General features: G+C 69.0%; 11 protein-coding genes. 6 read left to right on the forward strand and 5 right to left on the reverse strand.

Features of this window, described 5'->3' with window-relative positions; genetic code table 11:
• The first annotated feature begins 7 nt into the window (after nucleotides 1–7).
• Nucleotides 8–1531, forward strand: a complete 1524-nt coding sequence (gene glgA, locus JWP60_RS12660; RefSeq protein ID WP_299791514.1) for a glycogen synthase GlgA — start codon at nucleotides 8–10, stop codon at nucleotides 1529–1531.
• On the opposite strand, the gene kdpE is transcribed toward glgA, so the two are convergent.
• Both kdpE and JWP60_RS12670 read right to left on the reverse strand, forming a co-directional pair.
• Entirely contained in the window at nucleotides 1513–2202 is a 690-nt protein-coding gene (gene kdpE / locus JWP60_RS12665; RefSeq protein ID WP_299791517.1) for a two-component system response regulator KdpE, read from the reverse strand. The two genes, glgA and kdpE, sit on opposite strands and share 19 nt — an antisense overlap.
• 118 nt (nucleotides 2203–2320) lie before the next feature.
• Nucleotides 2321–3241: a LysR substrate-binding domain-containing protein gene (locus tag JWP60_RS12670; RefSeq protein WP_299791520.1), complete on the reverse strand. Its 921-nt coding sequence runs from the start codon at nucleotides 3239–3241 to the stop codon at nucleotides 2321–2323.
• Nucleotides 3242–3367: 126 nt separating this feature from the next.
• On the opposite strand from JWP60_RS12670, the gene JWP60_RS12675 reads away from it, so the two are divergent.
• Nucleotides 3368–4018: an NAD(P)H-dependent oxidoreductase gene (locus tag JWP60_RS12675; RefSeq protein WP_299791523.1), complete on the forward strand. Its 651-nt coding sequence runs from the start codon at nucleotides 3368–3370 to the stop codon at nucleotides 4016–4018.
• Between the two features lie 200 nt (nucleotides 4019–4218).
• Here the strand turns inward: JWP60_RS12675 and JWP60_RS12680 are convergent, their stop codons facing one another.
• Both JWP60_RS12680 and JWP60_RS12685 read right to left on the reverse strand, forming a co-directional pair.
• Complete coding sequence (locus JWP60_RS12680; RefSeq protein ID WP_299791526.1) at nucleotides 4219–4785, reverse strand: NADPH-dependent FMN reductase; 567 nt, start codon at nucleotides 4783–4785, stop codon at nucleotides 4219–4221.
• 72 nt (nucleotides 4786–4857) lie between these two features.
• Nucleotides 4858–5880 carry a sulfate ABC transporter substrate-binding protein gene (locus JWP60_RS12685; protein ID WP_299791529.1) on the reverse strand — a complete coding sequence of 341 codons (1023 nt, stop codon included), beginning with the start codon at nucleotides 5878–5880 and terminating at the stop codon, nucleotides 4858–4860.
• A 115-nt stretch (nucleotides 5881–5995) separates the two neighbouring features.
• Here JWP60_RS12685 and JWP60_RS12690 point away from each other — a divergent pair, with 115 nt between their 5' ends.
• Entirely contained in the window at nucleotides 5996–6268 is a 273-nt protein-coding gene (locus JWP60_RS12690; RefSeq protein ID WP_299791531.1) for an oxidative damage protection protein, read from the forward strand.
• Between the two features lie 4 nt (nucleotides 6269–6272).
• Nucleotides 6273–7991, forward strand: a complete 1719-nt coding sequence (gene mnmC, locus JWP60_RS12695; protein WP_299791534.1) for an FAD-dependent 5-carboxymethylaminomethyl-2-thiouridine(34) oxidoreductase MnmC — start codon at nucleotides 6273–6275, stop codon at nucleotides 7989–7991.
• Here the strand turns inward: mnmC and JWP60_RS12700 are convergent.
• Entirely contained in the window at nucleotides 7960–8697 is a 738-nt protein-coding gene (locus JWP60_RS12700) for a hypothetical protein (RefSeq protein ID WP_299791537.1), read from the reverse strand. The two genes, mnmC and JWP60_RS12700, sit on opposite strands and share 32 nt — an antisense overlap.
• Nucleotides 8698–8909: 212 nt before the next feature.
• On the opposite strand from JWP60_RS12700, the gene JWP60_RS12705 reads away from it, so the two are divergent.
• On the forward strand, nucleotides 8910–10739 hold the full coding sequence (locus JWP60_RS12705) for a nitrite/sulfite reductase (RefSeq protein WP_299791540.1): 1830 nt from the start codon (nucleotides 8910–8912) through the stop codon (nucleotides 10737–10739).
• The gene (locus tag JWP60_RS12710; RefSeq protein WP_299791857.1) at nucleotides 10739–11125 is read left to right on the forward strand and encodes a DUF934 domain-containing protein; all 387 of its coding nucleotides are present in this window, start codon (nucleotides 10739–10741) and stop codon (nucleotides 11123–11125) included. The genes JWP60_RS12705 and JWP60_RS12710 overlap by 1 nt, the downstream gene beginning before the upstream one ends.

The raw sequence follows: 11125 nt of genomic DNA on the forward strand, positions 1-11125 counted from the left end.
ACCCATCATGAAGATCCTGTTCGTCACTCCCGAGTGCGCGCCTTACGTCAAGACCGGTGGCCTCGGCGATGTCAGCGCCGCCCTGCCCGCCACGCTCGCGGCCCTGGGCCACGACGTGCACCTGCTGCTGCCCGCGTATCGCGGCATGAAGGTCAGCGGCGAGATCGGCGACGGCGTCGACCTGCCGCCCTGGGGCCCCTGGCCCGCGGCGCAGCTGGTGCCGGTGAAGATCGCCAATGGCGTGACGCTGCTGCTGCTCACGTGCCCCGCCTTGTACCAGCGTGCCGGCGGCCCGTACGTGGATGCCAGCGGTCGCGACTATCCCGACAACGCGCTGCGCTTCGGCCTGCTCTCGCGCGTGGCCGCGGACCTGGGTACCGTGCGCTCGCCGCTGAAGGGCTGGATGGCCGACGTGGTGCATGCCAACGACTGGCCCTGCGGCCTGGCGCCGCTGTACCTGGCGCAGGCCCGCACGATCCCCACGCGCGAGCCCACCGCCAGCAGCGTGATCACCATCCACAACCTCGCCTTCCAGGGCGTGTTCGGCATGGAGACCGCCGACCTGCTGGGCGTGTCGCACGATCGGCGCGGCATGGACGGCGTCGAGTTCTGGGGCCAGCTCTCGATGCTGAAGGCCGGCATCCAGTGCGCCGACGTGATCACCACCGTCAGCCCGAGCTATGCGCGCGAGATCCAGACGCCGGCGCATGGCGTCGGCTTCGACGGCATCCTGCGCGCACGTTCGGCGCGCCTGCGCGGCATCCTGAACGGCATCGACACGACGCTGTGGAATCCGGCGACCGACCCCCTGCTGCCACGCCACTTCGCACCCGACAAGCTCGATGGCAAGGCGCTGTGCAAGACCGCGCTGCAGGCCAGGCTCGGCTTGCCGCAGGATCGCAAGGCGATGGTGTATGCCGTGGTCAGCCGCCTCACGCCGCAGAAGGGCATCGACCTGGTGCTGGGCGCGTTGCCGCGCCTGCTGGCCGCGGGCGCGCAGCTGATCGTGCTGGGACAAGGCGATCCTGGCCTGCAACAGGCGCTGAAGGACGCGGCGATCAAGCAGCCGCGCCAGGTCTCCGTGACCCTCGGCTTCGATGAAGGCCTGGCGCACCTGGTCGAAGGCGGCGCCGACGTGTTCCTGATGCCTTCGCGCTTCGAGCCCTGCGGCCTGAACCAGATGTACAGCCAGGCCTACGGCACGGTGCCCATCGTGGCGCCGGTCGGCGGCCTGCTGGATTCGGTGACCGATGCCAGCGCCGACCCGCAGCACGGCACCGGCTTCATCATGACCGGCTGCGATCCGGCCGGACTCGACGACGCGATCGCGCGCGCCACCCGCCTGTTCCGCGAGCCGGTGAAGTGGAAGCGCCTGCAGGCCAACGGCATGGCCCGCCACTTCGGCTGGGAAGACAGCGCCATGCAATACCTGGAGGTGTACGAGCGCGCGCGGCGGCTGGCCGACGGCGAGCCCGCGCTGCCGCCGGTGCTGGCCGCCGACCCGGCACGGCCTCAGGGCAGCAGGCGGTAGCCGACCGCGGTCTCCGTCAGCAGGTGGCGCGGCTGCGCCGGGTCGGCCTCCAGCTTGGCCCGCAGGTGGCCCATGTAGATGCGCAGGTAGTGGTTCTGCTCGCCGTGCGAGGGCCCCCACACCTCGCGCAGCAGCTGGCGGTGCGTGAGAACGCGCCCCGCGTTGGCCACCAGCACCGTGAGCAGCCGGTACTCGATCGGCGTGAGGTGCACCTCGGTGCCGGTGCGGCGCACGAGTCGCGCCTGCCGGTCGATCTCGATCTCGCCGAAGCGGAACACGCTCTCCTGCGCCGATTCGCCCCCGGGACGCGGGCGGCGCAGGTTGGCCCGCACCCGGGCGAGCAATTCGCCCACCCCGAAGGGCTTCGTGAGGTAGTCGTCGGCGCCCGCATCGAGGGCCGCGATCTTGTCCAGCTCGTCCCCGCGCGCCGACAGCACGATGATGGGCACCGAGGACCAGCCGCGCACGTCGCGGATCAGGTCGACGCCGTCGCCATCGGGCAGGCCGAGGTCCAGCACCAGCAGGTCGGGCTTGCGCGTGCCCGCCTCCGCAAGTCCGCGCTTGAAGGTGTCCGCCTCGTGCACCTGCCAGCCCTCGGCTTCGAGGGCGCTGCGCACGAATCGGCGGATCTGCGGCTCGTCTTCGACGATGACCGCGACGGCTTGGGACATGGCTTCAGGCGGGAGTGGAGGGCGGCGGACGCCCGGGCAGCGTCGCCACCGATTCTGCACCGCCGCCGTGTGCCATGCGCGGCGATGCTGCGGCGGTGCGCAGCGACGACCCCGGCATTCAGGGCGCAAGCGCTCCGACGATCCGCTCGCCGACGATGTTCTCGCCCAGGAAGTCGAGGAAGCGCCGCACCGCCGGCACCATGCCGCGCCGCGACGGAAACACCGCCAGCACCAGCGAGGCGCGGGGCGCCCATCCGGGCAGCACCGGCACGAGCTCGCCGCTGCGCAGTTCCTCGCTGCACATGTAGTCCGGCAGCGTCGACATGCCGGTGCCTTGCAGCACGGCGAACTTCAGCGTCAGCAGGTCGTCGGCCGTGTACACGGGGCGGTGCTCCAGTTCGAAGGAGGCGGCACGCGGCCCGAGCAGGTTCCAGCTGGCACGTGCATCGGCCGCGGACATCGCCACCGTCGGCAGATGGCGCAGCATCTCGGGCTGCTCGGGCTGGCCGAAGCGCTGCAGCAGTTGCGGGCTGGCGACCAGCAGGCCTTTGGTCGGCCCCAGGTTCTTGATCACCAGGGTGCCGCTGTCTTCGAGCGTGGCGCGCACGCGCAGGGCGACGTCCACGCTCTCCTGCACCAGGTCCACCACGCGGTTGGTCACCTGCATGTCGACGCGCACCTGCGGATGTGCCGCCAGGAAGCGCGGCAGGATCGGGCCGATGGTGGTCTGCGCGAGCGTGACGGGACAGGTCAGGCGCACGGTGCCGCGCGGCTCGTTCTGCACCCGCGCGACCGCTTCGTCCGCGGCTTCGGCCTGCTCGCGCATGGCAACGCAGTGGCGGTGGTAGATCTCGCCGGCCTCGGTGAGCGAGAGCTTGCGCGTGGTGCGCTGGAGCAGCCGCACGCCCAGCCGCCCCTCCAGCTCCGCGATGCGCCGCGACAGGCGCGACTTGGGAACGTGCAAGGCGCGGCCGGCCGCGGCAAAGCCGCCGCGGTCCACCACCTCGGCGAAGAACAGCATGTCGTTCAGGTCCTGCATGCCCGCATTGTCCTACTGGTGGAACGGTGAAACCCGAAATTGGCGGCTTATCGCCAGGGCGTCGCGTCTGCATACTTGACGCATGCGAGGCCGATTCCGGCCCCAGTCCCACCCAGGAGAAGAACCTTGAAACTGCTGCACATCGATTCCAGCCCGCTGGCCGGCGCTTCCGTATCCCGCGAACTCACCCGCCGCATCGTGGCGAAGTGGCAGGCGGCGCATCCCGGCACGGTGGTGGAGCATCTCGACCTCGTCACGGACGCACCCACCCACCTCAACATGGATTCGCTGGGCTTTCGCCTCGGCTTGGAAGCCGTTGGCCTGAGCGCTGCGCAGCAGCGCGAGAACGCGATTTCCGAGCGGCTGGTGAGCCAGTTCGTCGCCGCGGACGTGATCGTCGTCGGCGCGCCCATGTACAACTTCTCGGTGCCTAGCCAGCTGAAGGCGTGGATCGACCGCGTCGCGCAAGCCGGCCGCACCTTCACGTACACCGAGCAGGGTCCCAAGGGCCTGGCCGGCGGCAAGACCGTGATCGTGGCCTCGACCCGCGGCGGCGCCTACTCGACCAACCCGGCGCTGTCCTTCCTGGACCACCAGGAGTCCTACCTGCAGGCGGTATTCGGCTTCTTCGGCATCACCAACGTGCGCTTCGTGCGGGCCGAGGGGGTTGCAATGGGCGAAGCCGCGAAGGCAAAGGCGCTGGCGGATGCGGACGTGGCGATCAGTGTGCACGTCGGCGATGCAGCGAACGAGGCGAAGACGGCGCTGCGGGCCTGAGCGATTTCCGGATGTCATCGCGGATGCGATGTCATCGCGGGATGCGACGATGTCATCCCGGACGCGCGGATGTCATCCCGGGCTTGACCCGGGATCCACGGCGGCGCTTGCAGCAGCGCCGCATGGATTGCGGGTCAAGCCCGCAATGACATCCGTAGACTTCCAAAAACAAAGGCCGGGCACTGCCCCGGCCTTTGTTTTTATCTGTTCGCCGCCCGATCCGCGTGGTGCTTCACCCAATCCGCGAACCGGTCCATGAATTTCTGCAGGAACAGCTTGGTGTCCTCGTTGCCTATGCTGCCGTCCGCCGCGAACAGCCCCGGCTTGTTCTGGATGAACATCTCCGGCTGTCCCAGCGTGGGCATGTCCAGGTAGGCCAGCACGTTGCGCAAGTGCTGCTGCGCCAGCGCCGTGCCGACGGCGCCTACCGACACGCCGATGATCCCCGCCGGCTTGTCGCCCCACACGCTTTGCCCATAGGGCCGCGAGGCATGGTCGATTGCGTTCTTCAGCACGCCCGGAATCGAGCGGTTGTATTCGGGGGTGACGAACAGCACGCCCTGCGACTGGGCGATCTCGGTCTTGAAGCGCCGCACCGGCTCGGGCGGGTTGCCCTCGTTGTCCTGGTTGTACAGCGGCAGGTCGTCCATGCGCACGGTCACGAACTCGAGCTGGTGCTGGCCGAGTTTCACCAGCGCCTGCGCCAGCTGTCGGTTGAAGGACTCACGGCGCAGGCTGCCGACGAGCACGGCGATGCGGTAGGTCATCTGGGTCTCCGGTGATTCAAACGGGGAGGCCGATGTTCGCCGCATCGCGCTCGGCGCGCTGTAGCCGCCCGTCTACTTGCGCGCGAAAATCTGGTCGAAGCTGCCGCCGTCGGCAAAGTGCTGCTGGTCCGCCTTCGCCCAGCCGCCGAAGGCCTGGTCGATGGTGAACAGGTTCAGCTTGGCAAACTGCTTGGCGTACTTCGCCTGCGCTTTCTGCGAAACGGCGGGCCGGTAGAAATTGCGGCCGATGATGTCCTGCCCTTCCTCGCTGTAAAGGTACTTCAGGTACTCCTCGGCCACTGCACGCGTGTGCTTGCGGTCGACGTTCTTGTCGACCACGGCCACCGCAGGCTCGGCCAGGATGCTGAGCGAAGGCGCGATCACGTCGAACTTGGCGCCGAATTCCTTTTCCAGCAGGAAGGCCTCGTTCTCCCAGGCGATCAGCACGTCGCCCTGGCCGCGCTGCGCGAAGGTGATCGTGGAACCGCGGGCGCCCGTATCGAGCACCGGCACGTTGCCATACACCTTGGCCACGAACTCCTTGGCCTTGGCATCGCCGCCGTACTTGCGCTTGGCGAATTCCCACGCGGCCAGGTAGTTCCAGCGCGCGCCGCCCGAGGTCTTCGGGTTCGGCGTGATCACGCTGACGCCGGGCCTGGCCAGGTCGTCCCAGTCCTTGATGCCCTTGGGATTGCCCTTGCGCACCACCAGCACGATGGTCGACGTGTACGGCGAGGAATTGTTCGGCAGGCGCTTCTGCCAGTCGGGCGCGACCCAGCCGCCGTGCTTCACCAGCGAATCGGTATCGCCGCCCAGGCCGAGCGTCGCGACGTCGGCGTCGAGGCCATCGATGATGGAGCGCGCCTGCTTGCCCGAGCCGCCATGCGATTGCTTGATCGATACGTCCTGCCCGGTCTTGGCCTTCCAGTACTTCTCGAACGCGGCGTTGAAGTCCACGTACAGCTCGCGCGTGGGGTCGTACGAGACGTTCAGCAACTGCAGCGGCTGCGCGATGGAAGGCAGGCCCGTGAGGCCGAGCACGCCAGCGGCGGCGATGGCGAGCGGAATCTTGATAAAGTCGCGGCGAAGGCTCATGGAGCTTCCTTGTTGTGGTCGGCGCATTCTGGAAGCCGACCCGCCGAAGTGGAACGACAGAGATGTCGCATCCATATCCCCATAAGCTAATCACCGTTCCACAGGAGAGCGTGAAATGCCACGCACCGTCCATTGCATCAAGCTCGGCCAGGACGCCGAGGGCCTCGACTTCCCGCCCTACCCCGGCGAGCTGGGCAAGCGCATCTACGAAAACGTCAGCAAGGAAGCCTGGCAAGGCTGGCTGAAGCACCAGACCATGCTGGTCAACGAGAACCGGTTGAACCTGGCGGACCAGCGTGCCCGCGAGTACCTCAAGCGCCAGATGGAGAACCACTTCTTCGGCGGCGGCGCCGACGCCGCGGCGGGTTACGTCCCTCCCACGAACTGATTCCATGTCCCAAGAGGCCTGGGCCGGCCAGCCGCAATGGCGGGTGCTGGAGACGGGCTTCGGCCTCGGGCTGAACTTCCTGGCCACCTGGCATGCCTGGCGCAGCGATCCGCTGCGGCCTGGGCTGCTGCATTTCTGCGCCATCGAAGCGTGCCCCGTGCCGGTGGACGACCTGCTGCGCGGCGTCGCGAGCGATCCCGCACTGCAGCCGCTGGCCGAGTCCCTCGCCGCGCAGTGGCAGGGCCTGGTGCCGGGCTTCCACCGCCTTTCCTTCGAGAACGGCCGCGTGCTGCTGACCCTGTGCCTCGGCGACGTGCAGGCCATGTTGCGCGAGCAGGCCTTCCGCGCCGATGCGGTGTTCCTCGGCGGCCTGGGTCCGCAGCGCGATCCGCGGCTGTGGGAAGCGCAGACGCTCAAGGCCGTGACGCGCCTGGCCCGGCGCGGCGCCACGCTGAGCACATGGACCGTCGCCGAGCCGGTGCGAAGCGCGCTGCAAACCTGCGGCTGGCAATTGGACCCGGTGGCCGGCCTGCCGCCTGAGCGCGCCTGCCTGCGGGGCCGCCATGCCCCTTCGTGGGAACCGAAAGGCGCGCCGGACCTGCCCGCACTGCAGCCCGCGGAGTGCACCGTGATCGGTGCCGGCATTGCCGGTGCGGCCGTGGCGGCCAGCCTGGCAAGGCGCGGCTGGTCGGTGCAGGTGCTGGATGCGGCCAGCCAGCCGGCTGCCGGTGCCTCCGCCCTCCCGGCGGGCCTGCTGGCGCCGCATCAGTCACCCGACGACAACCTGCTCTCGCGCCTATCCCGCGCCGGCGTGCGCATGACCCTGCAGCAGTCGGCTCGCCTGGCCGCAGGGATCGAATGGGAGCGTACCGGCGCCCTCGAATCGCGGGGCGACGATGCGCGACCCTTGCCCGATCTGGGCGAGGCCCTGCAGCCCTGGAGCCGCGAGGCCTCCGAAGCGCAGAAGCGCGCGGGCGGGCTCGCCCCAGAGCTGCCTGCCTGGTGGCATGCCAACGCAGCCTGGATAGCACCCGCCGCGCTGGTACGCCTGTGGCTGCGTGAGAAGGGCGTGGGCTTCAGCGGTGGCCACGCTGTCGCGCGCATCCGGGCGATCGAAACAGGATGGGCCGTCGAGGACGCGGCCGGCACGCGCATCGCGGCCGCGCCGCTGGTGGTGGTCGCGGCGGCGCTGGCCAGCGCAGAGCTGCTGGATCCGCCCCTGCCCTTGCACCCCGTGCGTGGCCAGATCACGTGGGGACCGCATCACGAAGATGCCGCTGCCCTTCCCTCCTTCCCGGTCAACGGCAACGGCCATTTCCTGCCGCGCGTTCCGCTGGTGGAACGCGGCGCCTGGATCACCGGCTCGAGCTACGGCCGCGGCGACACGGAGACCACATTGCGCCCCGCGGACGATCTGGCCAACCTGCAGCGGGTGCGCGAGCGCATGCCGCGCGCCGCCCAGGTGATGGAAGCGGCCATGGCCCGCGGCGAGACGCGCTCCTGGGCCGGCGTGCGCTGTGCCTCGGCCGACCGCCGGCCGCTGGTGGGGGAAGTGGCGCCCGGCTTGTGGGTCAGCACCGCGATGGGATCGCGCGGCCTCACCTTTGCCGCGCTGTGCGGCGAGCTGATTGCCGCCCGGCTGCATGGCGAGCCGCTGCCGATCGAGGCGCGGCTGGCGCAGGCGCTGGCGGTCAGCCGACTGGCCCGACCTCGATCCGGCTGAGCCAGGCATCCAGCCGCTCGGGATGCGGCGGATCTTCCAGCAGCACGGTCCCGCCCAGCCAGGCGCGCAGGCGTTCGGGCGCCGAGCGCGACGCGCGGGTCAGCGCGAGATGGCGGATGGCACGCGGGCCGCTGCGCAACTGGCGCACCAGCGTCCAGGCATCGGTGTCGGCCAGGCTGCTGGCAACCAGGGCCACGTCGTACTGTTTCTCGCTCGCGAGTTGCGTGGCGTGGGCGCCGGTTTCGGCCTCGTCGGCCAGCGTGAGCCGGGCCAGCGCGAGGCGGGCGCGCAGGTACAGGCGCTCGTCGCGGTCGGCGCTGACGATCAGCGCCTGCTTCTGCGACATCACCGAATCCGGGCCGGTATCCGGCTCCAGGTCACGGTCGTCCTCGGGCGCGAACATCGCGTCCAGGGTCTCGATCACGCGGCCCCAGCCAAGCGGGCGCGAAAAGGCCTGCCAGACCGCGGGCGGCGGCTGGCTGCCCACCCACAGCAGGCGCAGGTCGCGGGCCACGCGCGACTCGGCCTCGACCCGCGCCTCCCAGCTCTGGCCATCGAGCAAGGCGACCCGCGGCGGCTCGGCGGCGGCCGGGGTCCACAGCTGGTAGGTGGTGCGGCACTGCTCCGACAAGCGGAACACGGTATTGAGGGCATGCCGCTCCTCCTCCGAGAAGCCGACCACCTTGATGTAGATTCGGTCCGCCATGCTGTAGATTCGCTGCGCCAGCCCGCTGCCTCGTCCTTGTCGCCCGCCACGCCGCCTTACCGGGATCGGCGCGGCGATGGGCGGGAAGGTCGCGTCAATACTGGCGCATAAGCTTATCCGCATAAGACCCGAATTAAAAAATAGTTCGGATCCATAAGGACCATCACTACATTCTCGTCTCCGCTCCTTCCAATGGGAGCCGCAGCAAGCCCATGTACCAATACACAGATTTCGACCGGCAATTCGTGCGCGCCCGCGCCGCCCAGTTCCGCGACCAGCTCGAACGCTGGCAGGCCGGGACCCTGAGCGACGAGGAACTGCGCCCGCTGCGCCTGCAGAACGGCTGGTACATCCAGCGCTATGCGCCCATGGCGCGCATCTCCGTGCCGTATGGCGAGCTCTCGAGCAAGCAGCTGCGCACGCTGGCCATCGTCGCGCGCGACTACGACCGGCCCGCGCCGGAGCTGCTGCAGGAAGCGCAGGAAAAGCAGCTGGCGCTGGGCCCCGTGCCCATCCCCGGCACCGATCGCACCGTGGTGTCCAAACTGGAGTACGGCTATGGCCACTTCAGCACGCGCACCAACGTGCAGTTCAACTGGATCCCGATCACCAGGGCGGCCGACGTGATGGAACTGCTGGCCAGCGTCAGCATGCACGGCATCCAGACCAGCGGCAACGCGATCCGCAACATCACGACGGAGGCGCTTGCCGGCATCGCGGTCGACGAGATCGCCGATCCGCGTCCCTTCGCGGAAATCATCCGCCAGTGGGCGGCGCTGCACCCGGAATTCGTGGTCCTGCCGCGCACGTTCAAGATCGCCCTGAACGGCGCCAGGGAAGACCGTGCCGCCCTGGGCTGGTACGACATCAGCCTGCAGCTGGCGAAGAACGAAGCCGGCACGCTGGGCTTCAAGGTGCTGGTCGGCGGCGGCATGGGCCGCACGCCCGTGATCGGCACCGTGGTGCGCGAGTTCATCGAGTGGCAACACCTCCTGAGTTACCTCGAGGCCTGCATCCGCGTCTACAACCAGTACGGCCGGCGCGACAACGTCTGGAAGGCCCGCATCAAGATCCTGGTGAAGGCCGAGGGCCAGCGCTACATCGACAAGGTGGAAGAGGAATTCCGCCAGATCCTCGAGATCGACGGCGCCCCGCACACGATCACGCAGGCCGAATACGACCGCATCGCGGCGCAGTTCGTCGCACCGGAAATCAAGCGCGCGGCGCGTGACGCGGCCGGCACGCAGGTGCACGCGATCATCCGCACCGACGCCGAGGCCGACCCGCAGTACGACCGCTGGCTGCAGCGCAACGTGCTGCCGCATCGCAACCCGCAGCTGCGTGCCGTGGTGCTGTCGTTCAAGCGCCTGGGCCAGAACCCCGGCGACTGCACGGCCGACCAGTTCGATGCCGTGGCGGAACTCGCCGACCGCTTCTCCGCGGGCGAAGCGCGCGTGACGCACCAGCAGAACCTGCTGCTGCCCTGGGTGCACCAGGACGACCTGCCCGAGCTGTATGCGGCCGCCCGCAAGCTGGGCCTGGCACGCTCCAACATCGGCCTGATCACCGACATGATCGCCTGCCCGGGCGGCGACTTCTGCTCGCTGGCCAACGCGCGCTCGCTGCCGATCGCCGAGGCGATCACCGAGCGCTTCCAGGACCTGGACGAGGAACACGACATCGGCGAGATCGACCTGAACTTCTCGGGTTGCATCAATTCCTGCGGCCACCACCACGCCGGCCACATCGGCATCCTGGGCGTCGACAAGGACGGCAAGGAGTGGTACCAGATCACGCTGGGCGGCTCCAACGGCACGCACCTGTCCGGCCCCGCCACGCCCGGCAAGATCGTCGGCCCGTCCTTCGCCAAGGAGGAAGTGCCGACCGTGATCGAAGCGCTGATCGACACCTATCGGCAGCTGCGCCAACCGGCTGGCGACGGCAAGCTCGAGCCCTTCATCGCCACGCTGCGTCGCGTCGGCCACGACCCCTTCAAGGCGGCAGCCAATGCGGCCCGCTTCATCGAGAGAGAAATCGCGTGATCCAGCGCCTGATCGAAATCCTCCACCCTGCCGACGTCGCGCCGGCCGGGAACCAGAACGTGGTGGTGCTCGCCAACGACGCCGACGTGCAGGAAGTGGCGCTGGAAGGCGTCGACCGTATCGAACTGAACTTCCCCAAGTTCACCGACGGCCGCGCCTTCAGCCAGGCCTACCTGCTGCGCCGCCGCCGCAAGTTCACGGGCGACATCCGCGCCACCGGCGACGTGCTGATCGACCAGCTGGTGCAGATGCAGCGCACCGGTTTTTCCAGCGCCGTGCTCAAGGAAGGCAAGGACGTCGCCGAGGCGCAGCGCCAGTTCGACCGCTACGCCGCCTTCTACCAGGGCGACGTCGTGCAACCCGAACCCCTGTTTGCGCGGGGCTGA

Origin of the sequence: Ramlibacter sp. (assembly GCF_028291745.1) — a bacterium.
Taxonomy (GTDB): domain Bacteria; phylum Pseudomonadota; class Gammaproteobacteria; order Burkholderiales; family Burkholderiaceae_C; genus Ramlibacter.

Coding starts and splice junctions, on each gene's coding strand:
- glgA (WP_299791514.1), top strand. CDS start 8: ATGAAGATCCTGTTCGTCACTCCCGAGTGCGCGCCTTACGTCAAGACC.
- kdpE (WP_299791517.1), bottom strand. CDS start 2,202: ATGTCCCAAGCCGTCGCGGTCATCGTCGAAGACGAGCCGCAGATCCGC.
- JWP60_RS12670 (WP_299791520.1), bottom strand. CDS start 3,241: ATGCAGGACCTGAACGACATGCTGTTCTTCGCCGAGGTGGTGGACCGC.
- JWP60_RS12680 (WP_299791526.1), bottom strand. CDS start 4,785: ATGACCTACCGCATCGCCGTGCTCGTCGGCAGCCTGCGCCGTGAGTCC.
- JWP60_RS12685 (WP_299791529.1), bottom strand. CDS start 5,880: ATGAGCCTTCGCCGCGACTTTATCAAGATTCCGCTCGCCATCGCCGCC.
- JWP60_RS12690 (WP_299791531.1), top strand. CDS start 5,996: ATGCCACGCACCGTCCATTGCATCAAGCTCGGCCAGGACGCCGAGGGC.
- mnmC (WP_299791534.1), top strand. CDS start 6,273: ATGTCCCAAGAGGCCTGGGCCGGCCAGCCGCAATGGCGGGTGCTGGAG.
- JWP60_RS12700 (WP_299791537.1), bottom strand. CDS start 8,697: ATGGCGGACCGAATCTACATCAAGGTGGTCGGCTTCTCGGAGGAGGAG.
- JWP60_RS12705 (WP_299791540.1), top strand. CDS start 8,910: ATGTACCAATACACAGATTTCGACCGGCAATTCGTGCGCGCCCGCGCC.